Raw genomic sequence first — 24779 nt, forward strand, 5'->3', positions numbered from 1 at the left:
ACTCATGACAAATAATAACTAAAATGAATATTAAAACTGTTGGCATGATTAGCAGCTATTCAGGTCTGGCTAAAAACAAAGATTGGTTATGGCAACAAACTCCGCACTACTTTGGTGTTTGGAAAAACATGCAAATGTTGAAAATGGCACAAAAGCCAGATTTTATGTTGCTATATCAATTTGATTTTCCCCAAGCATCGCCGCCAAAATCTTGGTTAGATAGTTTTCGCAAACAGCAGCAAAAACCAGTAGTAAATGTTGAATCTCTACTGCGTGGTGTCAACAAAGAGCGAATTATTTATTTGCTCAGAGAACCGCCTTTAGATGAGGTTGTAAAAATAACTAATCATAATTATCAAGAAGCTCAGAAGTATTGCGGCTACGTTTCTGGCCCCGATGATTTTGCTCCCATTCCTGACTATATGCCTGCTATTTGGTATCACTCAAATTCATTTCAAGATTTAAATGAAATGCCACCGCCTCCAAAAGTTGCCCCATGTAGTTGGATTACTTCGGGAATTAGCCGCACAGCCAACCATCGCCAGCGTTTAGATTTTTTACAATCTTTGCAATCTAGTGGCATGAAATTTGATTTGTATGGGCGTAACTTACCAGAATGGGCGAACAGTTCGGGAGAACTAGGTAACAAATGGTATGGCATGGCCCCATACTATTACAATCTAGCAATTGAAAACTATGCTGATAATAATTGGTATGTGAGTGAGAAACTTTGGGATAGTTTACTTGCTTGGTGTTTACCAATTTACTATGGTGGCCCGGCTGCTGATAAGTTATTGCCACCGGGTAGTTTTTTGCGCTTGCCCAGTTTAGATGAAAAAGGTATTGCCTACATCCAAGAAGTCACAGCAACACCTGATGCTTGGTATGCTGCCAAGGATGCGATCGCAGAAGCACGTCAAATCATTTTACACAAATTAAACCTGCTTAACTGGTTATCAAACTTTGTCGATCAACACTCATAAATTATGAATGGTATTTGTACCCTTGGCAATGATTATGTTTTCGATCAACTGGTGGCTTTGCTCAATAGTATTGATGTTATCTTAGGCCCAGAAACTCCTGTTTGTATCTATCCTTTCGACGATCGGACACAACGAATTACTGATGAAATAGCTAAACGCCCTAATGTATTTCTTTACGATGACCAAGAATCAATCAACCGCTGGGATCAATTTATGTTGGCAGCAGCCCCAGAAAGATTGAATCGGAGTAAATCTCGTCTTTATGGCGCTCACCGTCGTTTTTGCGCTTTTGATGGGCCATTTGAGAAGTTTATCTATTTAGATGCAGACACCTTGGTAATGAACTCACTCGCAGGAGTGTTTGAAAAGCTAGAGAGTTATGATTTTGTTGTCTATGATTTTCAATTTACAGACGTAAGTAAAATATATAATGTTAATTCTCCCAAATTACTAAAAATATTTGAGCAAAAACGCATTGATTCTGAAATATTTTGCTCAGGCTTTTATGGCGCAAAACAAGGGCTATTTGACTCAGAAAAAAGAGATTGGCTAATATCAAACTTACAAAATGGTGAGTCAGAAATTTTGTATGGTGGTGCTGGCGAACAACCATTAATTAACTATATGGTAATGAGGTCTAATCTTTCTATTTATAACTTTGCTTGCCAACTGCCAGATAATGAAAAAACAGGATGTTCTGCTAGCTCTAAACACTTTGAGGAACGAGAACATATTCTTTACGATCGCGGTAATCAACTAACTTATCTGCATTACATTGGGATTCCTCCTAATATCAATCAAGCAGTTTGTGCTGGAGAAAATATTCAGTTCCCTTATCGAGATTTATTTCTCTATTATCGTTACTTACACGAACCAAAAAAGCGTCCAGTCTTTAACAATCCTCCTAAGAATTATAATGACGCTCCAGTACCAAATTTATTTACCAGAGCTTTGCGAAAATTTAAGTTAATTAACCAAGGATAATTTATGAGTAGGGGCATTTATATAGTTGCCAATGACCGCGTTATCGATAATGCTATTGCTCTACTCAATAGCATTCGTTATTACGACCCAGAAGTTACCATTTATCTCATACCTTTTAATGACAATTACCATAAGGTAGCAGAACAGCTTGCTACCTTACACAACGTCCAAATTTTCCCAGATTTAGAACTTATTGATAGCTTTACCAAACGCATCGGAGAAATTTTTGACCGAGATTTCCTCGCCTTACCTAACAAAATGCGTAAATTGGTGGTGTGGTTTGGGCCTTTAGATGAATTTATTTATATTGATACGGATATTGTCGTTTTTGAAAAAATTGCCGACAATTTAGACAAACTTTCAGAAGTCGATTTCTTCTGCTGTGATTACCATCATGCTAATGAAAAGCTGCGAAATATTTTTTCCCCATTTGTGAAAGAACAGCAAATTTTTTCCGATGCCCAACTTCAAGATGTTTTCAACAGTGGTTTTTGGGCTTCGAGAAAAGGAATTATTACCCAACAAAAAATGGATGAAGCTTTACGCGAGTGTGCAGCACATCGCGAATATTTCGATTTTTCTGAAGGAGTGACAGACCAACCAATTTTAAATTATCTTGTTCTCAAACTAATTTCTAAACGTGGAAATCTTGTCAAAATTCCTGGGGGAGGGCCTGGTAGTTGGGCAGGTTCGCAAAATTTTCAACAGCAAGATTACGCCCTCTATGACCGAGGACAACGACTCAAATATCTCCACTGGGCTGGTACGCGGATGAAAACTGGTAGTCCCTATTGGCAATTGTGGGAACACTATCGCTATCTTCATGAGGGTAAATTTGCCTTTATTCCCAAACTGACTCGCCGTTTATTTCCCTTTGTTTCTGCCCGTACTTAATATTAGGAGTATCCCAATGATTGATGGTATTTACACCTTAGCGAATGATGTTGTCTACGATCAACTAGTTGCTTTGCTCAACAGTATAGAAGCTAATGCTGGTAGAGAAATTCCTGTTTGTGTAATTCCATATAATGACCAACTAGAGAAAGTAAAGGCAGAAATTGCATCTAGAGATAATGTTACTTTATTTGAAAATTCTGATTCCATAGCCTACTGGGAGGACTTTGGCTCTCGGATCTGGAAAGCTCATCCAAGGGCGTTAAAGCTATGGCGAGAATATGGTTTACCAGAGAATTATCGCATAGAAAGACATCGAAAACTTTGCTGTCTAGATGGCCCATTTGACAAGTTTATCTTCTTTGATGGAGATACTTTGTTGATGAAATCACTCGATGATGTTTATCAAAAGTTAGATGAATATGATTGGATTACGAATGACTTTCAATATAGATCCGATTTGAATTATATTTTCAATTGGACAGAAGATAAGCTAGGAGAGATTTTTCCTATAGAAGATATTAGGAATCAAATTTTTTGTTCTGGTTGGTTTGCCTCTAAAAAGGGTGTTTTTAACGATGCTAATTTAGCAAATTTACTAGCAAACTTAGAAGCAGGTGAAGCTGATGCACTGGCATGGGCAGATTCCGATCAAACAGTTCTCAATTATTTAGTTTTACGTAGTGGAATTTCTTACTACAATTACGCCTATCACGGTAAAGCGACTGGTTGCCATTGGACTTCTAAATTTGATGTTGTAGATAATATTCTTTATGACCAAGGGCAGAAATTGACATACTTACATTATATGAGTGTATCTTCTTCAGCTTTTACGAGGCTTTGTGGGGGTGAAGATGTTGATATTGCTTACCGCGATGTTTTCTTATATTACCGCTATTTAAAATCACCTGAAAAATGTCCTCAAAGCTTTAAGCGCCCAAGCAAGCTAACACTTATGCAAAAGTCCACTAGTAGCTTTATTCAGCAAAGAATCAACAATATTAAGCTAAAGTATCGCAATTTCAAGCATAGAGTTAATGGCTACTAATAACATAAGTAGGTCAAATCCCTGTAGTGCTTGAACCACAATTTATTTGCTTTCAGCATCATCTGATGCTTTGAAGAACCTATAAAACGACGAACAAAATTTTTTAGGATTCTATATAGATACTTTTTCTCATAAGCTGATTTGTACAAATGCCATGGCTTAGTTTCACCGATGTAATGAATTATTTTTATAGGCTTTTGAGCATGATTAAAATCATAGCCAAATAATTGATTGTACTCATCCAGATGAATCTGGAACATATTGTATCCATGATCCAAATGAAGCTCTTTTTGATTTGGCCAATTGAAGTAGTAGGCATGAAGAAAGTCTTGATCGCCTCCTGAGGCAATGCCCTCTATCTTGCCAATTTTAGATAACATGTCATCAAATAATTCTGTAGATGGTTCAACAACCATAAGCCCAGAATTTAGCCTTGTCCAAGACAAAAGTTTGGGTAACATTCCTCCTGAATTGACAGCAGACATATGAGGCTTTTCAAACAGTTCGTCGATATTATTAAGTATCAGCATATCAGCATCTAAGTAGACTAATTTGTCAAACTGATTTAGTCCGAATATATTCAACTTTGGATAGGTGAAATGCCATCGATACGTTATCTGATTTATTGTACTTGGATTCTCAATGTTTTGAATAGTAATACAATTAATATTATGCTTGGTGAGGGACTCAATTACTTCCTTGGATAAATTAGGTGTTATTATAACTACAAAAGGATATCTTGAATTTGTTTTTGCTAATGAATAGTTCAAAACCAAAATGCCTTCCAAGTAGTCATCTGTTGTAAGTACAGAGATAAAGCTATAGTTTTTCATAGTCATATTTAGCCTCAAAGTTTTGGGTTGTGCATCAAAGAAGACTCTGCCTATGTAAAAGAATCAATAGAACATCCGCTAATTTGTGATCTCAAAACGCAATTTGACTGAATATTGAGCTAATAGGAAAGGATAAGAGCGATATCTTTTAACTAAAGCTAAACTACAAAAACAAACGTCTGGTTTTTCTTTGTTCATAAGGTTTTATTTTTTAAATCAAAATACCAGAAGTGGAAATGCTCACCATCGCCGGTGAGCATTTAGGTTGATTTGTATATTATTAAAGTGTCCTAGATATGAATACAGTTGAGTTAATCAGAATTTAACTGTATTGTTTTAAATTTATGACATAGAATCTAAATCTAAAGATTGCATACCTTCACGTTCTATAAAGGTCATCATACTTCCCAACTGCAACCAAACTAATAAACAAGTAAAGAGACTAATTGGTAGACCGACTCCTAAAGCCAAGGATGAGGGAAAACCAAATATCTCTAAGCCTGAAGACATAAATAGACAAGTACCGCCTGTTATGCCGATAAATGGTACAAGTAATTGTTTCAGTGAGGAACGTGGCTGAGTATTTTCTGCTCGTTCGCTTGGCCAGTTCTGCACAATTACTTTCAAAGTGCCAGATAATGCCAAACCAGATGTTAATGCTATCAAAAAGCCAACAAGTAAGAGAAAGTAAGGCGGTTGCTCAGGAAAATAATACATGAAAACTCCTAATTTCTATTAAAGATTTTTTACTTTTTATTTGTTGACTGGTTCTCAGCAAAAGACCCAAGTAATGTCGCTTTTGGCAGGATAGCGGCTGCCCCTTCTCTGGATAAGTCTGTTAAAATCCCGATCGCTACATTTAATAAACGATCCGGTTTTAAGTCATCTTTAACCAGGTTCCATAAGCGTTGCACATCTTCGGTATGCAGGCGGTCATCTTCGGTGAGAGCAAGCACTAACTGTCGCCTGAGAAACTTGCCTTCTGCCGACATTAAGTATTGGAACCCCATTTGCGCTGTGGGCAATACATCAAAGTTGTTATCGGTACGAGCGATCGCAATCAAATTCTCTAACCGCTGCCACTGAAATTTACCATCTTTGAACAACACATTCAATAATCGTCGTCGTAATTCCGGCGATTCTCCTGTCAGCAACCGCCGCGCTATATAGGGATAACCCACTTCCACAATTTTGAAATCGGGGTTAAGGCTAAGGGCAATACCTTCTTGGGTAACTAGGGAACGAATAATCAAGGCAAACTTTGCCGGGACTCGGAAAGGATATTCGTACATCAGTTCCGAAAATTCATCGGTAATAGTTTTGAAGTTAAAATCCTTGACATTTTTACCAATAGCGTTTCCTAGCACCGCTTCTAATGCTGGCACTATCGGGCAAATATTTGTATCTGGAGTCAGAAACCCTAATTTTACAAAGTCTTCGGCTAAGTCGGTATAGTCTTTATTCACCAAATGCACTAGCGCATCTACCAGTGTTTCTTTGGTGCTTTCTTCCAACTGATCCATCATACCGAAGTCAATATAAGCCATACGACCATCAAGCACAGCAAACAAATTGCCGGGATGAGGGTCAGCATGGAAGAAGCCATATTCTAAAAGCTGTTGCAATCCTGATGTCACGCCAATTTGGATGATCGCTTCTGGGTCTAAACCTGCTTCGCGGATGTGTTGAGTATCCGTCAGCTTGAAGCCGTTAATCCATTCCAGTGTTAAAACGTGGGTATTTGTATAACGCCAGTAAATACCTGGAACTTTTACTTGTGGGTCATTGTGGAAGTTGCTAGCAAATTTTTCGGCGTTGCGACCTTCATTAATATAGTCAATTTCTTCAAATAACTTCGTGCCAAACTCGTCCACAATTAAAGTTAGGTCGTGACCGAGATTTAAAGGCAACCAAGGAGCTAGCCAACCTGCTGCCCAACGCATTAGATATAGGTCGCGTGTAATTATCGGATGTAAGTTGGGGCGTTGCACTTTTACGGCGACTTCTTCACCGCTAACCAGCCGACCCCGATATACTTGACCCAAGCTAGCAGCAGCTACTGGGTTAGGTGACAGTTCGCTATAACTTTCGTAAATTGGACGACCTAGTTCTGTTTCGATAATCTGGTAAGCGATCGCATTATCGAAAGGTGGTAACTGGTCTTGTAACTTGATCAGTTCTTCTAAGAAATCTTTGCGTATCAGGTCAGGTCTGGTGGAAAGGGCTTGACCAACTTTAATAAAAGTCGGGCCGAGGCGGGTGAGCAATTCTCGCAACTGGATAGCTCGTTTACCCTTGTTCTGCTCAACTCGATCTTGCCACTCGTCCCACTTCAGACTGAGTATAAATCCTGCAAAGGAGAAGATAATTCTCAGCAGTCGCCCCCAGGCTAACCAGGGACGGTAACTATAGTAGCGAGCGATCGCATCTGGATTATAGAGTTTTAGTTGAGCAGGTTGATACTGACCCACGCCTTTTTTTGCCTCTTCAACTGAAAAATTTACAATGATTACTTTTCTCCTGACCCACAAGTTAGTTGCAAATTCAGGATAGCAGTAGTCTTTTATCTAAAATAACTAGAACTCTACCCTTTGGGGATAGTGTTCGAGGCGATTTTAGCATCTGTTACTGCCTAGATTTATTTATCTTTTTCTTAATTATACTTTATAAAACTACAACTAATTATCCTAGTTTTAGATGATTTTATTTTTTCTTAACTTTAATTTATATAAATATAAGTATGTATCTAATATATGCAAATTGAAACTCAGTAACCGCTTACAACATAAGATCCCCGACTTCTAACAGAAGTCGGGGATCTTGGTACTATGTTTATTTATACCTGTGCTTTAAGTGGAAAATAAAATATTTTATGTGTCCACAATAAAATTACAGTATCAACTAAAACCTTGGTAATTGTTAATAGCTTTGCCACAACTACCAATTACCTGCTTTTAATTGTCATGTAGTGCTATTTAGATTTGGCCTCCAAGTTTTCTAAACGGCTTCTCAATTCCTGATTTTGTTGTTTGAGTTGGTCGAAATCTTCACGCAATTGACGCAGGGTTTTTTCTGAACCAATGTTCTTTTGTACCTTGGAAATTTCTTCTTCAGCAGAGCGACGTACACGCCCATCAGCTGTTTGGTCAACTAGCGATCGCAAAATTCCTACAGCTTTAGGTGTTTCCATTTGTCCTAAGGCTGCGGCTACGGCTATTTGCGTTAAAAAGAAGGTTTCTTTGGCTAGTTCTGTTAATTTTTCTAAAATCCGTTCCAAATTAGCCGGACTTTGACCTACAGAAATCTTTCCTAAAGCGCGAATTGTGGCTAAACGTAGGGGTTGTGGTACACCGAGTTTGGTGTATTCGATCAGTAGATTTAAAGCTGCTTCTGAGGTTTTGAATTCAGCTAAACCAGCAACTGCCCCACTCCGCACGACTTCATTCCAACCTGCCTTTTCTTCTAAAACGGATTTCAGCAGCTTTAATACCTTGTCTTCCTTGGGTTTTTCTTCCGAGTTTGCCGATGCGATCGCCCCGATCACACGAGAAGCTGCTGCTTCCACGTAATAACTGGGATCGCCCTTTTGCACTAACCCTCTCACAGCTTTATAGCTTTCAGCAGTTTTGAATTGAGTAAGTGCTTCCACTACAGCTCGTCGCACATAAGCATTTTTATCTTTTAACCCAGCAATTAAGCCATCAAAGGCTTGATCTAAATTGATTTGGCCTAGTTGTTTTGCCACTTCCACACGCACACCCCACAATGGGTCATTTTTTAGCGATGCAGACAGTGCAATGATCGCTTCTAGCCCACCTTTTTTCGCCAAAGCTGCTGCTGCATAACTACGCGAAATCGGGTCGGGATCAAATTCTAACTGTGCTTTTAACTCCGCGATTGGATATTCCAAAGCTACTGTTTTTAGATAATTATTTCCAACATCAAAGCTAATAAATTGGGGCTTATTCTCTACGGGAAAGTAGAAGCTTTGTTCGCGTTCATTTACCCGGACAGTAAAAGTTTTGAGTTGTGAGTTAGGAGTTATGAGTTTGGAATTATTTTTAACTCCTAACTTTTGTACAGACGCGATTAATCGCGTCTCTACTGCTAACTCCTCACTCCTCACTTCTTCTTGTTGCGTATAGCCAAAACCAATAGGTATTTTTAAATCAAACAAATCTTTACTGCCATCTTTACCTTCAGCAGCTTGGGTTTGAGTTACTGTAATTTTTGCTAAATTAGCATCTCCATCCCAAGAGTAAGCTACTTTAAAATCGGGATGACCGCCACGATAAACGTATTGGTCAAAGAGGAACAAAAGATTACGTCCGGTTGCCTTTTCAATCGCCCTAAGTAAGTCTACTGTTTCTACGGTTTTATGAGCATTATCTTGGACAAATGTTTGGATTGCCTGCCAAAATAACTCATCTCCCAATTGGGCCCGAATCATGTGATAGACACAAGATCCTTTTTCGTAAATGTGGCGATCGTAAAGTTCAATAGCTTCGCGGTAAACGTGCGTTACCATTGGACGGCGATAACGGCTGCTATCTTCACTTAAGTAACGACGAGCTTCCAATAAACGATAGTAAGCTGCTTCTTCTAGACTATATTCCTGTTCTGTCCACATCACCTCAGAGTAAGAAGCCATCCCTTCTTTAATCCAAGCATGAGACCAATGCTTAATCACCACCAAATCACCAAACCACTGGTGCGCGAGTTCGTGAACTACTAAAGCTTCAGTGTTGCGGTTATCTAAGGCAGCGCGTTCATCCAGCAAACATCTATCCGTTAACAGTGTTGTGGAGGTATTTTCCATGCCGCCAAAGATGAAGTCATCGACGCAAACTTGGGCGTATTTCGGAAAAGGGTATGGATAACCATACTTTTGGCTCAAAAATTCGATCATTCGGGGAGTTTTTTCCATGCTGCGTTTAGCATCTTCCTCCCGTCCCTTTTCTACGTAGTAGGTAACTGGTTTTCCATTCCACTCATCCCGAATTTCAGCAAAATCACCTACTGCTAAAGTCATCAAGTAGGTAGGATGAACTTGTTGCTGTAACCAATGATAAATTTTATAATCACCATCTTCTGTGGTGTCAATTAATTCACCGTTGGAAATCGCCACGAGAGGATTAGGAACGCGGACACGAATTTCTGAAGTAGACAGTTGTCCTGGATAGTCAAAGCAGGGGAACCAAAAGCGAGAGTCCTCGTCTTCTCCCTGAGTCCAAACTTGAGTAGGCTTGTTTGGGTAGTGCTTATCTGGTTGAATAAAATAAATACCGCGTTGCGGTTTTGCCACCGAGTAGGCGATCGCAATCAGCAAGCGTTGACCAATTTGGGTTGCCTGAGAAAGTTGAATGGAAAGCTGTTCCCCGTCATATTCAAAGTTTTGTGGCACTTCGTCCACCTGCACAGACTCGATATTTAGGTTGACAGCATCCAAAGTCAAACGATCAATACCATTACGGATTGGCAAGAGGCGAATGTTACAACTGCCCTGATAGCAAAGCTTTGGAATATCCAAGCTGAGATCGAGAAAAATATGCTCTACCTGTCCGGGGCGATCGGGGTTGTAGTGTGGTCTTGCTCCCGGTAACTCAAAAGGTTTGTGTCCGTTATTATCTGTATCAAAATAAGACTGCGACATTGATGCTTACTGACCTTGTAATCCTGAAAAGTCTGGCTTGGTTGGATGTACTTAAGTAAAATAGCGGTGTTTGATGTATTTCCCAAATCAACAGGGCATTATGGAGGTGAGAACTTCCCTTTGGGATTGGGGGATTAAAATTAATCTCACCCGAACTTCCGCAGATCGGCTACCGATCCTGGGGTTTTTTCCATATCCCTCCCGCATTTACTTTTTCTGATGTTTTGCACTTTTTTGGCATTGAGTCAAGAGTCTCTTGCACCTTGCTGCACCTTGATAGATTCTCATTCAGTACAAATACTCCTAATTATTTTTATAACTTAGGATAGCTTGCTGCTGCTGAACACGTTCTTTTGTTTAAGATGAACAGCATATCATTTGCAGATTCGCTCCTCATCTGGTTGAAGTACTTTTTGAGAGTAATTTTAGACCGCTAATTTATAAGATTACTAATTTTATCAGTAAATACCAACTGGAGTTGAAACTAAATGCAGGATACCAGTTGTGTGAAAGTACAATAACCGATTTCTGTCTCCGTAAAAACTCCCATACTGGCGAGTGCCCGTAAAAGTTGATCGCAGGGATCGCTTGTAAATTGATGTTGTACTTCCCAAATTTTCTTAACTCCTTTGACAAATCAGCGTAGGCGTAGCCCGTCGTAGACATCGCTAGCTTGTTTGCTGCATAGATGGACTGCGAAATCCAAGTGCTATAGCAATCCTAAATCATTCGTAAACAACGAGATTCTCAACTTTTTAGAGAAGTCAGGAATCTTGGCTTTGCAATTTTTACAAATCAGATAGGATTGCTATGTATGCAGAAACACTATTTGTAGTGAAAAATCACTTTTAAGTTGGATATTTGCTGATTGAACGTCATATTTAATTGAGAATTTTTCTGATTAAGATTCAATTAATGATGCATATCAAAAGCAACAATTTTCAGCAAGGAGGAGGTAGATGTGCAGTTTGTCAACGAGTGTGCTGCTAAATCCTTTGGTCATGGGTTAGTCTAGCGATGGATTAGCGGAAATTATTATAAATCCGAAAACTCTACAGTGACACTTGTATAAATCTCGGTGACAATCTGAGCAAAAGAGGATAAAAAAATGCCTGAAAGTAAATCAAAATTTCTCATTCCTGCTGTTGGTGCTGCTGTCGTTGTCGCCGGAAGTGTAGCGGCTTATATGTACTTTAAAGGCTCACCAGGAGGTAGTTTGGACGCTCTAGGCAGTGCTAAAGTAGTACCTTCAACAGCAATGATGGCAGCTTATATTACTACTGACTCTGAAGCTTGGGCAAAATTACAGCAGTTTGGCACTCCAGAAGCACAAAAGTTAGTGGCAAAGGGTCTGGAAGATTTCAATAAGCAAATCTTCAGTGACAGTAACGTTTCTTATGAAAAAGACATAAAGCCTTGGGCTGGTAGTGTAATGATTGCTGTATTGCCACCAAATCCTGTAAAACCAGCACAGTTAAAGGAACCCTCTGGGACAACTAATGTGCCAACAAATTTACAGCAGGAATCAAATATCCTGATAGTGGTGGGAATCAAGGACAAACTCAGCGCCTTGAATTTTGCTAACAAATTGAAGTCACAAAAAGGAGTGAAATTACAGGAATCTGACTATCAAGGTCAAAAAATTGTCGAAACTACACAAAATGGCAAGCCGACGTATAGCGTAGTTTTAAATGATAGTCAGTTGGTATTAGCCCCCGAAAAGCAAGCTGTAGAAAAAGCAATTGACACGTTTAAGGGACAGTCTTCTTTTGCCAATAAAGAAGGTGCTAGCAGCATTCTTAAAGGAGTGGATGTTAAAAACAGCCTCGCCCAAATTTATGTACCAGACTATGCCGGGATGATACAGCAATTAACTGCTGGAAATCCGCAGGCAAAGCAGTTACCCCCACAAACCCTGACACAACTGAAGCAGATAAAATCTGTGGTAGCGGGTGTTGGTGTTGATGATGCGGGAGTGCGGGTAAAAGCGATCGCTAATTTAGATCCGCAATTAAATAAATTTCAGTATCAATCAAGTCCTGGGAATATAGTCGGGCAATTTCCTGCTGATACCTTTGCTTTGATTAGCGGAAATGGCATCAGCCGTGGTTGGGAAGTGCTGGTAGAGCAGTCAAAAGATTATCCAGAAATGAAGCAAGCTCTGGAACAAGCGCGAGGACAATTGAAATTCGCCAATATAGACCTAGATAAGGATATTTTTGGCTGGATGAATGGGGAATTCGCCTTTGGTGCGATTCCATCAAATCAAGGGGTATTAGCAAGTGTTGGTTTTGGAGGTGCTTTAGTATTTGATACTAGCGATCGCAAAACTGCCGAAGCCACCTTAACAAAATTGGATACCCTTGCCAAAACCCAACAAATCAACGTCGCCAACAGAAATATCGGTGGTAAAGACGTAACTGAATGGCAAATACCCCGACAAGGAGCTTTATTGGCACATGGTTGGCTAGATCAAGATACTGTATTTGTAGCTCTTGGTGGCCCAATTGCTGAGGCAGTTAGCGATCGCAAAAATCCATCTCTCGACACTAGCGACGCTTTCAAAGCCGTTACTGGTTCTTTGCAAAAGCCCAATGGTGGCTATTTCTACCTAGATATGGATAAAACTAAAACTGTGCCCTTGATCAATAGTTTTGTATCGTCTAACGCCGATACCATCACCATTTTGAATTCCATTCGTGGTATTGGTTTTACCGCTATTAGCCCTGATAAATCCACCAGTGAATTAGAGATGTTGTTAGCTCTTAAGCCTACTGCAAAGTAGGGTATTGGGCATGGGGCATGGGGCATGGGGCATGGGGTATTGGGCATTGGGCATTAGGAGTGCTGAGTTAGGAGTTAAGAGTTAGGAGTTTTGTTTATCCCCTTGTCCCCCTATCTCCCTCATCTCCCTCATCTCCCCCACCTCCCCACTTACAAAACTTGATTATTCCGAGTTTCCAAGGTTTGGTTGAGTCTATCCAACGCGCCAGTCAATCTTTCTTGGGCTACAAGGTTAGGATCTGGCAAGGGTTCATCGGCGACTTCTTCTTGTCTCTTGAATTTTTGTAAGGCTCGAATTGCCAGAAATAAAACTAAGGCAATGATTACAAAGTCAACTATTGCGCCAAGAAAGTGACCAATCTTGATTCCCGGGCCAATGGCGATTGTTCTCCAGTCTTTGCCAGCAAAACTAACCAAGGGATTAATCAATGGCATGATCACATCTTCAACAAAGGAAGTGACAATCTTGCCAAAAGCACCACCAATGATGACAGCGATCGCTAAGTCAACTACATTCCCTTTAAGGGCAAATTCTTGAAAATCTTTTAAAAAGCCACTTGCTCTTCTTCTTGCTCTGGCCATACTTGACTCTCAATAAGCTTAACTTACTGTAATTTTCTTTAGAAATGGCACTCAGCTTTTTGCCATCCCTGTTGAGATAGATATTGCTAAGTATCAAAATTTTACCAGTCTTGAATAAAATTCTCTGATAAAGAAATATAAATTGGAAACCAGCATAATTCACATCTTCTCAGAACTTTGCTGTTCTCCAAATATCAATCTTCTATAATATTTGTTGCTTAGAGCAAGCCAAAGGAGGCAGACTGCCGTTATACAATTCAATTCATTTCTAGACTGCCGTCCAGCAAGTATGTCATAAGTAGAAAAGGCTGTTAAATGCAAACTGATTTATGACCGCTGCTGTAAACAATAATCCTGGTTTAGCTTCCCGTTTGGTAAATGGCATACTGGCAATCCAGCCTTTAGCTAACCTAGCCAAGTATCAAGCTAGACAAATGATGATTAAACGTGCCGAGAGAATTGGTGTGTCTTGGACGCAAGAAGTTGAAACACTACAAGCGCTTGATTGGAAGGATGATTTAGCTCAAGTACAAAATCCTCAGCTTTCCTACCCTAATTACTACGTCACCTCATTCCATGCCTACGAAACTGGAAATCTGAGTTGGCAAGCCGCTTTTGAGGTAGAACCTGCTGCTTACGCTGTCCACGCTAAGATTTGGCAGAGCGCTGAAGAAGCGCAAGGCGATGCTATGCTCCGCCAAAGTTACCACAATATCCTGAAAAGTCAAATCCCCAATGAGCCGCAAGACATCTTAGATGTAGGGTGTAGTGTTGGCTTGAGTAGTTTTGCCCTACAAGCAGTTTATCCCCATGCCAAAATTACAGGCTTAGACTTATCTCCCTACTTTTTAGCTGTTGCTAACTACCGCGCTGGGCAACGTCAAGCCAAAATTAACTGGCTTCATGCCCAAGCTGAATCTACCGGGCTACCTGATGCCTCTTTTGATTTAGTTTCTATTTTCCTGATGTGCCACGAATTACCCCAATCAGCAACCCGACAAATTTTAGCTGAAATGCGGCGCGTGTTGCGTCCGGGTGGCTATTTGGCAATCATGGATATGAATCCCAAATCTGAAGTTTACAAGAAAATGCCAGCCTACATTTTGACTTTGCTCAAAAGTACTGAACCGTATTTAGATGAATATTTTGCTTTAGACATTGAGCAGGCTATTGTTGAGGCGGGTTTCCAAACTCCCACTATTACCAATAATACCCACCGTCACCGTACAGTAATTGCTCAGGTGAGTGGTTGATTTATCTCTAGTGTTGTGGGCAGCAATACCACCCTTGCTGCTGCTAGGCTACTACTACTGTCGGATGCCATTTGCCCCAACTCTGTTAAAGTTACTGATGTTCTTTATCATTGGGGCAATATCTGGTTTTTTAGCCCTTAGACTCGAATCGGATTTTGAAATTGTAGCGAACTCTTTTGTAGACTGGCATCAGATTAAGCGTTGGCTTCCCGGTATAGCCTTGCGGCAGCTTGTGGAAATAGGCCCAATTGAAGAAGGCTGCAAGTTGGCTGCGGTTGTTGTCCCAAGCTACTATCTACAACACAAGTATCGATTACTTCACTCTAGCGTTTTCCTCTTCACGATCGCCGTTTCCCTTGGATTTACTGCCGAAGAGAACTGGATTTACCTTTTCCACGGTACAGCATCAATTTTTGAACGTACTATCGGCACGCCAGTCCATGCTATGTTCTCTGCACCTTGGGGATATGCATTAGGAACCTATATTTACTCTAAAAATCGTTTAAATCGAGATAAAAAGTTTATTTTTACGGCTTGGCTAAATTCTGTAATCTGTCATGCCCTAGTTAATATCCTATCTAGTGCTTGGGGCTATTCATTACCCCTACGTTTCCTAAGTTACGGTTTATTTTCGTTTCTGTTGTGGATGTTTTGGCGACTGGAACAACTACTACGAAAAGTGCAAGGTAAACCTGTAATTACCCTGGTTTGGGAACGTACACCCCAGCGCCGTTACTGGCAGAGGAGTTTAGTGCTGTTTGCCCTCGTGCTGGGTGGCAATGCTATTTTTGGGCTGTTTCTTTTAGTCAGGACTGTTAGTCCTTTGAGTCCGTCGAAGCTTTTTGATACTGATATTTTGTGGTTTATATTTAGTCGCTTTTTACTAAATCTCTTTTTTGGAGTTTTAGCGTGGGGGATTTATCGCTATTTGCGACATTCTGCCCGTCATCGCTATTTTTAAAATATGATTTAGGAAAAGGCTAGGGGGTTTCTATGCAAACAACTCCAGTGCGTTGGACGACTGCTGACCTAGAGCTATTTGCTGGCGATCGCAGAAATCGCTATGAGATTATTGATGGAGAACTATTTGTGACCAAAGCACCTAACTGGGATCATCAAACGAGCTGCGCCAATATTGTTACAGTTCTTAAGATTTGGTCAGATGAAACTGGTTTAGGTAAAGCTGCGATCGCAGCTGGAATTATTTTCTCAGATTCGGACAATGTGATCCCTGATGTGGTATGGGCAAGTCATGAACGCTTAAAATACTTGCTAGATGAAGCTGGACATCTCACAGGCGCACCGGAGTTAGTAGTAGAGGTTTTGTCACCGGGCGAAAAAAACGAGAAACGCGATAAGGAAACAAAGCTAAAGCTGTACTCAGTGCAAGGGGTTCAGGAATATTGGATTTGCGATTCTATACAGAAAAAAATTGAGGTTTATCGACGCGAACAGGCTGCATTAAAGTTAGCAGCTACTTTATTTAATCAAGATGAACTGACAAGTCTTTTGCTACCAGGTTTCAACTGCTTAGTTAGTAAACTGTTCTAGCCTTGGATTCTTTGCGATCATCTTTTTATTCTGTGTTCTCTGTGCCTCTACGGTTAAATAAATGGCTTTTAAACCGTAAAGACACAGACAGAAGAAAATAGATTTTACGAGTCACTTTGAAAGGACTAATTTTAATAAATATGAATTACGAATTACGAATTACGAATTACGAATTATTAAAAATGTCCTATGCCTGGATTTTAAATTAGCTAAACTCGTGCTAGTACTGGCTGATTCACAGTTGCGCTGACTGAATCAGATTCAGAGTCCGTGCAGTAGATTTCGCAAGAGTTATTGGGACTTTCAATCAGTTTTACTTTGTAAAGTTTAGTTCCCAATTCCTCAATAGGCGATCGCAGTAAATTACTAATGTAAAGTGCGATATTTTCAGCAGTGGGTACAACTTCGGCAAAGTAGGGAATATCTTTGTTTAAAAAGGTGTGATCGAATGGCTCTACTACGTAATCTTCTACCACTTGATTCAGAGCACCTAAGTCAATAATCATGCCAGTACGTGGGTCAATTTCCCCTTTCACCGTGACTTCTAGATGGTAGTTGTGTCCGTGACCGTTGGGACGAGCGCATTTACCATAAATCTCAGTGTTTTCTTTGTTACTGAGATTAGGATGAGCTAGCCGATGGGCGGCGCTAAAGTGAGTACTGATGGTGAGGTAGGCTTCCATTGCGTTTCCCATATAATCTGCCCAAAGTTCAGGATGTTCAAATAACTGCACGCGGACTAGAGGTAAATGAGGTGCTAGCCGCTGCCAGATAATTCGTGCAATATTCTCAGTGGTAGGCAGAGTTTGTTGAAATTCTGCCCACACATCATTGAGATAAGAGAAGTCCAATTGACTAGTAACTTCCCGTTTAATTACGTATTTCACATCAGACAAGTTCAGCACCATGCCATATTCATCCAATTCCCCGGCTAGAGAGATGAATAAGACATAGTTATGTCCGTGTCCCGGAAATCTAGTACCAACACCAAATTTATCAATATTCTCGGCTTCACTTAGTTCTGGCAACCAATAACGATGACTTGCTGAAAACTGAGCGCGGCGATTAACAATGCATTGCATGAGTACACTATGAACAGAATTTAAAATTTCTTAATCTTTTTCTGTTTACAGCATAAACTAATTCCTAAGTCATTTGTCCTTTGACATCCAGCAATATTGACCCATGTCCAATGCCCTTCAGGAGTGCTGAGTGCTGAGTGCTGAGTGCTGAGTGGGGAATCTCACTTCTTTACTCAGCACTCGGAACTCGGAACTGTTTTGCCCAATGCCCAATGCCCAATAACTATGTAACAGACGCTTGTGCTTCACAGTGCAATCTTGTAGCTATGCGGAATAGTTCATGACCTGTGTGTAAATAACGCTCATCGTAGTTCAAAGGAAAATAACCTAATTCATCGAGTCCATCTGCTACTTGATCGAGGCTGTAGTAAAGGTGAGCCGCTGTTCTTGCGAGACTAGGGGGATTTGGTAGGGAGCGAAAAGTAGTTTGTGCCTGCTTGAGGTCATCTCGACAGGTTTTTAAGTATTCCTGAAATTCATCTAACAACTCATCATCAAAGGGATCGGCAGCTAATTGCTCCATTTGTTCTTCTAACGAATAAAGAACGCTACAAAGCAAGCGATTTACTGGTTGGTAAACTTGCCGCAGCCATTCTTCAACTTGCTCGTCAACATCTCGTCCAGTTTTTCGTCTTGTCTGGTAATGCTGTTGGGCTGATGCTGTACGCTGTTGGCGATCGCTATTTAATTTTTGGGAGTCATTTTGCAGTTCTTGGTCATAATTGCGGCGATTTTGGTTGTCGCCTAAGACCTCATAAGCTGCATTGATGCGGATTATCTGCTCGCGATCGGCTGTTTCCTGATTACTGTCAGGATGAAACAATTTAACCAAGCGGCGATAAGCTTGCTTAATCTCCGCAAGGCTTGCACTTGGACTAACTTTGAGAGTTTCGTAATGGTTAGAAACGTGCTTAGAATTGACCATTAATTCAATGTATCGTTAACTGACGCTAGCGGCCAATCTTGCCTCCAGGTCTTGGAACAACGGTGTACTCAAATACCTCTCACCAAAACTGGGCTGAATCATTACAATTAAACGTCCCTGATTTTCTTGACGTTGGGCGACGCGAATTGCTGCACATAAAGCTGCTCCACTGGAAATACCAGATAGTAGCCCTTCTTCTTTTGCCAAACGCCGACTGTAGGCGATCGCTTCTTCATCGGTGACGCTAATCACTTCATCAATCAATTTTATGTTTAATACTTGCGGAATAAATCCAGCACCAATTCCCTGGATTTTGTGGGGGCCTGGTCGTCCCCCAGATAAAACTGGGCTATTGGCTGGTTCAACTGCGATCGCCTTAGCGTTAGCCTTGCGTGCTTTAATCACTTCTGCTACACCAGTGATCGTACCACCTGTACCCACTCCTGCCACAATTATATCGACTTGTCCATCGGTATCTTCCCAGATTTCAAGCGCCGTAGTTTCCCGATGCACTTTTGCATTAGCTGGATTGCGGAACTGCTGCAACATATAGGTATTTGGTGTAGTATTAACTATTTGCTGCGCTCGTTGAATTGCCCCACTCATGCCTTCCATTCCTGGTGTTAGTTCCAGTTCTGCCCCGTATGCTCGCAACATTGCCCGACGCTCTCCACTCATCGTCTCTGGCATTGTCAAAATTAATCGATAACCCTTAGCTGCTGCTGCCATTGCTAGGGCAATTCCGGTGTTTCCAGAGGTGGGTTCTACCAATACTGTCTTAAGAGGAGTAATTAGCCCCTCTTCCTCTGCGGCATTAATCATACTTACCCCAATCCGGTCTTTGACTGATGCCGATGGGTTCATACTTTCCAGTTTCACCACAATTTCTGCAACACATCCCTCTGTTTGAGGAATGCGGTTCAACTGCACTAAAGGGGTACGACCAACCAGTTCTGTAATGTTACAAGCTATTCGCATAATTTAATCCTTAGTTATTAGTTATTTAGTTATGAGTAATTGGTCATTGGTCACTTGTACTGAGCGTAGTCGTTGGCGCAGCCTCTCGTAGAGAAGTATTGGTTATTAGTCATTGCTTAAGTAAGTGGGCGTGAATAATTAAAGGTTTGTAGTAAGGGCTTCAGCCCGGAAAATAGGGCTGGAGCCCTTAGTGTGAGCTAATTTAATTAATTTTACATTATGTAACATAGTTTAATTTATTCTTGCCCATTTACTTAGCGCCCTTCCATCACTCTGGTCAAAGAAAAATTTTAGCCAACTTCTAAACAAGGCACAGAAACTGGATTTGGAGCTTTATTTTCTAACATTATGGCTAAAATCATCTTTTTTACCTGAAAGTCTTGTGTAGCAAGGATTATTGTTTTATTCTCTGCTGAGAGTGATTAAAGAGCGTTAGTAGTAACAAGCAATAAAGGACAAATGACAAAGGACAAATGACTAAATGTAGTACATGATATCCAATTGCCGCCGCGAATCTCGTTTTTCACAAAGATCCTGGAGGGTATATTTTTGCAAGACGTAATTTGCCGCGCGACTTGCTTCTTGCCAAATTTCTTCTATAACTGAACTGTCTATGCTTTTGAAATTAACGTTTTCTTCACCAGCGCGCGCCTCTAAGCCTTCTAAACATTCCAAAATCTCAAAAAGGATGATTTTTCGGGGTTCTCGCGTTAACAGATAGCCACCTTTTGACCCACGCTGACTTTTAACTATACCGCCACGCCTCAAGGTTGCTAGTAGCTGTTCTAGATAGCGATCGGGTATGTTTTGTTGTGCTGCAATTTGTCGAATTTGCAGCGGTTCGCCGCTTTCGTAATGAGCGGCCATCTCTAATAAGGCGAGAATTGCGTATTCCGATTTACAGGATAGTTCCACAAGCAGCAATAAGGTTAGGGGTTAGGAGTTAGGAATTAGGAGTTAGTCAATTTGGATTTGATATTTTTCCTTCAATCTCAAATCCCAAATTTCAAATCTCAAATTGGCAGAGTTAAGATATTACGCAATATGTAGCTTTATACCGTCAACTTCTACTAAAAAGCTGCTCACAGCGTAAGTCACTTCTAGAGTGGGCATTACAATGACTACCCTACTGTGGTCTACTCATATAAAATCCGCCATAACTTATAATTCCTAACTTCTCTAGTATACTCCGGTTAATTACTGGGGTTTATTGATTATTGCTACTGAAAACAAAAAACCCCGCCTAATGGCGGGGAGAAATAGAGTTCAAAATTGTCAGTGGAAAATCAATACTCTAGAAGGTAAAAGTAGTTCTGAGCGTACCGATAATAGCATCATCGTTATCGCTGTTTTGGCCAGGAGAAGTCAACCAGATTACACCAGGGGTTACAGAGATGTTATCCGACACACGATATTTGTAGAAGCCTTCAAAGTGATAGGGTATATCATTGTTGCCGCCAAAACCTGGGCGGTTAAAGGAATAGGGTTCTGCACCAGCAAAAACACCTAAGACGTTACCCTTTTTACCGAAATCAGGTAACGCTACCCCTACACCATAGCTCCAAGCTTCATAATCATCACCTGCACCGACACCTGTGACGTCATGGTAAGAGACGAAGCCACTAATGGACAGTTTGTCGCTGGGTCTAAACGCAGCCGACACACCGTAGGAATTGCTGCTAGATGGGGTTGCTGTACCTGTTGCAAGACCAGCTGCATTACCTAAAAAGTTAGCTTGTCCAGTACCTACATCAAAACCTCCAGTTGCTCCGTCTGTACCAGAGTCGAATAAAACACCACTAGCGCTATATCCGTGGACATAGGTAGCAGCTAAAGCCAAGCGATCGCCTACACTAAAGTTCAACTGTCCGAGAGCTGCATAGTCGCCGTTGGTTAGACCTGTACTAAGACCAGGATTATTAGCTTGGGATGCCAAATAACCCGCAGTGATTGAGCTATTTCCCAGGATGCCGCCACCTTTACCAAGGGGCAGATTAAGTGCTATACCGGCACCACCACCAATCCGATAGATGGGACTTTCAGAAGCAAAGGTAGATAAAGCGCCGTTACCACCGTCGTCAGTGTTGTCAAAAAAGTAAGGATTATTGACAGCTGCATATTGGCTATGCCGTCCGCCACTAGCTGCAAGGTAAACTTGGGCTGGACCTATGGGAGCTTCATAAGTCAAGCGGTCTATTCTGACACTGTTGTTACCATCGCCTATGCCAACCTGAAATGTTTGTGTACCTTCAGCAGTACCGATCGGATTATTAGCGTTATCCCTTAGTGAAAAAGCTTGTGCATTACCGGCTGCTAGACGTGTGTGCAAAACGTCTCTACCAGTGAAGCTGGTTTGCAAGTCTAAACGTACTCTATCTTGGAAGACAGTATTGTTGTTATCACCAGTCTCACCCCCAAACACATCGCTAACGGCAAAAACGGCTTCACCAACTAGTTTTGTGGTAGTGGAGAACTGATTTGCTTCCAATTCAGCAGTCCGCGCTTCTAAGGAATCTACGCGACCGCGTAGGGTTGCCAATTCTGCGGAAAATTCTTCTTGTAACCGTTGTAAGGTAGCTAAATCTTGTTTTGTCACCAAGTCAGCTGTTGCTGTGGCAATCAATTCGTTAACCCGATCCAAACAAGCATTCAAACCAGCGGCAAATTCATAACGGGTCAAAGCACGATTACCGCGATAAGTGGAATTCGGATAACCTGCAATACAACCATAGCGCTCAACCAAGGACTGCAATGCTTGGAATGCCCAGTCAGTGGGTTGTACGTCGGAAAATTGAGAAACTGATGTTACTTGGGACTGAGAGTTATTTTGATTACCTTCGTTACTGTAGCGGTTAACTTGATCTATGGTTGTTTGAGCCAATACTTCTGGCTGTTGGGCAACTTCGGTTACACCTAGTTGTTTGGCTGGTGATACTTTAGTGGTTGGGTTTGGGGCGGCCATTGCTGTTGCCGAAACTAACAATGTTGCTCCCAAAACTGCTGGGCTAACCACTAAGGATTTCCATAATAGATTAGACATCTTAACTTTACTCCTCACACCTTGTTTAGATAATTGGTTTCGCTGCACCTAATTCTCGAAAATGCGACATCTCATTGAAACCTGTGGATGAGATATAGTTGCCACTACTACAATTTTAGTTTTTGCAAAGCTAATAAACGATTAACTTTGGGTTAAAAACTTATGTGATTAACTTATGCAAAAACATATCTTTATATCATAACATTATAAAACATCTGATCTAGATGGCAAGATTGGAGCGATCGCCTTAATAACTGTCACACGTACTTATCTAAATATCTAAGCAGGGAGTAAGGTTTGGGTCATTCGCTCTCTACGCAGGCTAAATTACTGAAGGCTTTAGACACTTAGCAGTTTGCCATCAAAAATCGCTTCTTCCACTTACCCCTAGTATAAATCTCATGCCAGTTAGAACACACTGGCTCAACTATACAAATCGTATATCACTGTGACTTCCTATCGTCTAGTGCAAAATGTTAGAATAAACGACTTAATTGATCCGGGAAATCACCTGTGCTACATCAAAGTCTGCCTGCGTCAATCCGCCTGCATCATGTGTTGTAAGTGTAATCTTCACTTGATTGTAGGAAATCTCTATGTGTGGATGATGTCTTGCTGACTCAGCCGGCTCTACCAGCTTATTGACAAACTCAATTGCTTCAACAAAATCTTTGAATGTGCGGGTAATCTGCAACTTTGAGTCTTCAACAGTCCAATTTGACAGAACCTTTGCCTGTTCTTGAGTTTCCGCTTCGGTGAGTAGTTGTGCCATATAAAGTAATTGCTACTCATATAATATTTGTTACATTTTGCATTTTACAAAGGCAAACCCTTTTATTCTCTACACAGAAAGTACGGGAGGATAAATTAAGGCATAATGCGTGTGTCTAGATTTAAATCAGGCTTGGCAGATAGATGCTATTGCTCACATCTAGTCAGACTCTAAAGTTTAATGCAAGATATTTATTTTTTTAAGAAAACTTAAATAGGTTGGCTTTATCCGCGACAACCATTGCTATCTCTCTTTTATAGCAAGGGACTGGGGACTGGGGATGGTGGGGTCCCCTCTGGGGATAAGGGGTAATGGGGACTGGGTGAAAAGTCTCTTTGTGTCTAGGTTTCATCATCTATTAATGTCCTAACCACCAAGGCTTGTGCTATAACCCTCTTCTGTCACTTTCCGGGAGGGTAATCGCTAGAAGCCTTATGAGGCAATCAATACAAGCTATACTATTAGAAAAAATTGGTCTTGTATTTGTTATTAGAAAATAATCGCGCGATGCCTGCGGCGGGCTACGCCTACGCTTCATATACAAAAGCTTTAGAATTCAGAAATGGCAAAAGTTTTCGGAGAGTGACAGAACAGAGATAACCCGCTTCTGTCACTCTCCGGGAGGGTGATCGCGCTTAAGCCTCATGAGGCACATAGATACAAGCTATACTATTAGAAAAAATCGGTCTTGTATTTGTTATTAGAAAATAATCGCGCGATGCCTGCGGCGGGCTACGCCTACGCTTGCTATACAAAAGCTCTAGAATTCAGAAATGGTAAATGTTTTCGGAGAGTGGCAGAAGAGGGATAAAAGTAACCATTGAGAAAACCAAAATCACCTATAAAAAACTATCCGCCCTGATTTAGATCGGATGATCTAAGTCAGAGCGGTCTAGCGGGTCTTCAGGTTGCAACCAGACTGCCGGAAGGAACTCCGAGCTTGCCTAGCTACTTGAGCTAACTTAGTATCTCAAAGATAACTAAGGCTAACTTTTAGAGAACAGCTCCGGCACACAGCCGGCTAACTGCAACCTGATGACCCATGCATTTACTACTTTCTATCATGGGCATCACCTCCTTATTGCCTAAGCGGTCTTAGTTTCAAAAGGGCAGAGGATTTACTCTGGGTTCATAACCTTTACCTAACATAACATATAAATTTAGAGATATTAACCATATATAGAAAAAATCTCCCATCAAAAGGTGGGAGATGACTGGAGAATAGTGAAAAGTGACACTTTATCGGCTGATTACAAGGAGATTATTTTATCTGGGTGTGTCAATTTTCGCCAACCATAACCCTAATTCAGGTTATGGTCAAATTTGAATTCTTAGAGAGCGTTACCACGTGGTAGAACTTCTTCAGGGAATACAAATTGTTCGTGGGGTTGATCTTGAGGAGCCATCCAAGCGCGGA

General features: G+C 40.9%; 19 protein-coding genes and 1 pseudogene. 8 read left to right on the forward strand and 12 right to left on the reverse strand.

Features of this window, described 5'->3' with window-relative positions; genetic code table 11:
• The first annotated feature begins 23 nt into the window (after positions 1-23).
• From RMY63_RS26170 to RMY63_RS26185, 4 genes are read left to right on the forward strand one after another with little or no spacing between them, the layout of a single operon-like run.
• Entirely contained in the window at positions 24-983 is a 960-nt protein-coding gene (locus RMY63_RS26170; protein ID WP_322731499.1) for a glycosyltransferase family 10 domain-containing protein, read from the forward strand.
• Between the two features lie 3 nt (positions 984-986).
• Positions 987-1967, forward strand: coding sequence for an Npun_R2821/Npun_R2822 family protein (locus RMY63_RS26175; protein ID WP_322731500.1), 981 nt, complete (start codon positions 987-989; stop codon positions 1965-1967).
• A gap of 3 nt (positions 1968-1970) precedes the next feature.
• Positions 1971-2861 (forward strand): Npun_R2821/Npun_R2822 family protein, encoded by an 891-nt coding sequence (locus tag RMY63_RS26180; protein WP_322731501.1) that lies wholly within the window; start codon positions 1971-1973, stop codon positions 2859-2861.
• A 16-nt stretch (positions 2862-2877) separates the two neighbouring features.
• Positions 2878-3909: an Npun_R2821/Npun_R2822 family protein gene (locus tag RMY63_RS26185; RefSeq protein WP_322731502.1), complete on the forward strand. Its 1032-nt coding sequence runs from the start codon at positions 2878-2880 to the stop codon at positions 3907-3909.
• On the opposite strand, the gene RMY63_RS26190 is transcribed toward RMY63_RS26185, so the two are convergent.
• The 4 genes from RMY63_RS26190 to RMY63_RS26205 form a co-directional block, all read right to left on the reverse strand.
• A complete protein-coding gene (locus RMY63_RS26190; RefSeq protein WP_322731503.1) occupies positions 3906-4748 on the reverse strand; it encodes a glycosyltransferase in 843 nt (280 codons plus the stop codon). The genes RMY63_RS26185 and RMY63_RS26190 overlap by 4 nt on opposite strands.
• Before the next feature lie 336 nt (positions 4749-5084).
• Positions 5085-5459 (reverse strand): hypothetical protein, encoded by a 375-nt coding sequence (locus RMY63_RS26195; protein ID WP_322731504.1) that lies wholly within the window; start codon positions 5457-5459, stop codon positions 5085-5087.
• A 29-nt stretch (positions 5460-5488) separates the two neighbouring features.
• Entirely contained in the window at positions 5489-7213 is a 1725-nt protein-coding gene (locus tag RMY63_RS26200; protein ID WP_322731505.1) for an AarF/ABC1/UbiB kinase family protein, read from the reverse strand.
• 500 nt (positions 7214-7713) lie between these two features.
• Complete coding sequence (locus RMY63_RS26205; RefSeq protein WP_322731506.1) at positions 7714-10395, reverse strand: M1 family metallopeptidase; 2682 nt, start codon at positions 10393-10395, stop codon at positions 7714-7716.
• A gap of 1108 nt (positions 10396-11503) precedes the next feature.
• Between RMY63_RS26205 and RMY63_RS26210 the strand changes: the two genes are divergently transcribed.
• A complete protein-coding gene (locus RMY63_RS26210; protein ID WP_322731507.1) occupies positions 11504-13180 on the forward strand; it encodes a DUF3352 domain-containing protein in 1677 nt (558 codons plus the stop codon).
• A 149-nt stretch (positions 13181-13329) separates the two neighbouring features.
• Here RMY63_RS26210 and mscL read toward each other — a convergent pair whose 3' ends face one another.
• Entirely contained in the window at positions 13330-13761 is a 432-nt protein-coding gene (mscL, locus tag RMY63_RS26215) for a large conductance mechanosensitive channel protein MscL (RefSeq protein ID WP_322731508.1), read from the reverse strand.
• A 329-nt stretch (positions 13762-14090) separates the two neighbouring features.
• Here mscL and RMY63_RS26220 point away from each other — a divergent pair, with 329 nt between their 5' ends.
• Genes RMY63_RS26220 through RMY63_RS26230 form a run of 3 tightly spaced genes read left to right on the forward strand, consistent with a single transcriptional unit; the run spans position 14091 to position 16565 of the window.
• Positions 14091-15014: a class I SAM-dependent methyltransferase gene (locus RMY63_RS26220; RefSeq protein ID WP_322731509.1), complete on the forward strand. Its 924-nt coding sequence runs from the start codon at positions 14091-14093 to the stop codon at positions 15012-15014.
• Entirely contained in the window at positions 15007-15975 is a 969-nt protein-coding gene (locus tag RMY63_RS26225; RefSeq protein ID WP_322731510.1) for a PrsW family intramembrane metalloprotease, read from the forward strand. The genes RMY63_RS26220 and RMY63_RS26225 overlap by 8 nt, the downstream gene beginning before the upstream one ends.
• Before the next feature lie 32 nt (positions 15976-16007).
• Positions 16008-16565 carry a Uma2 family endonuclease gene (locus tag RMY63_RS26230; protein WP_322731511.1) on the forward strand — a complete coding sequence of 186 codons (558 nt, stop codon included), beginning with the start codon at positions 16008-16010 and terminating at the stop codon, positions 16563-16565.
• Between the two features lie 209 nt (positions 16566-16774).
• On the opposite strand, the gene RMY63_RS26235 is transcribed toward RMY63_RS26230, so the two are convergent.
• The 7 genes and pseudogenes from RMY63_RS26235 to RMY63_RS26265 all read right to left on the reverse strand — a co-directional run.
• Positions 16775-17647 carry a 6-carboxytetrahydropterin synthase gene (locus tag RMY63_RS26235; protein ID WP_322731512.1) on the reverse strand — a complete coding sequence of 291 codons (873 nt, stop codon included), beginning with the start codon at positions 17645-17647 and terminating at the stop codon, positions 16775-16777.
• A 223-nt stretch (positions 17648-17870) separates the two neighbouring features.
• Positions 17871-18572, reverse strand: a complete 702-nt coding sequence (locus RMY63_RS26240) for a J domain-containing protein (RefSeq protein ID WP_322731513.1) — start codon at positions 18570-18572, stop codon at positions 17871-17873.
• Between the two features lie 15 nt (positions 18573-18587).
• A complete protein-coding gene (gene cysK, locus RMY63_RS26245) occupies positions 18588-19550 on the reverse strand; it encodes a cysteine synthase A (RefSeq protein WP_322731514.1) in 963 nt (320 codons plus the stop codon).
• Positions 19551-20027: 477 nt separating this feature from the next.
• Entirely contained in the window at positions 20028-20465 is a 438-nt protein-coding gene (locus RMY63_RS26250) for an Rrf2 family transcriptional regulator (protein WP_322731515.1), read from the reverse strand.
• Positions 20466-20844: 379 nt separating this feature from the next.
• The gene (locus RMY63_RS26255) at positions 20845-22590 is read right to left on the reverse strand and encodes an iron uptake porin (protein ID WP_322731516.1); all 1746 of its coding nucleotides are present in this window, start codon (positions 22588-22590) and stop codon (positions 20845-20847) included.
• Positions 22591-23080: 490 nt separating this feature from the next.
• Positions 23081-23362 carry a 4a-hydroxytetrahydrobiopterin dehydratase gene (locus tag RMY63_RS26260; protein WP_322731517.1) on the reverse strand — a complete coding sequence of 94 codons (282 nt, stop codon included), beginning with the start codon at positions 23360-23362 and terminating at the stop codon, positions 23081-23083.
• 1331 nt (positions 23363-24693) lie between these two features.
• Positions 24694-24779, reverse strand: a pseudogene (locus RMY63_RS26265) (photosystem II protein D2); the annotation flags it as partial.

The organism is Nostoc sp. ChiQUE01b (assembly GCF_034531255.1).
In the GTDB taxonomy this organism is placed as follows: Bacteria; Cyanobacteriota; Cyanobacteriia; order Cyanobacteriales; family Nostocaceae; genus Nostoc.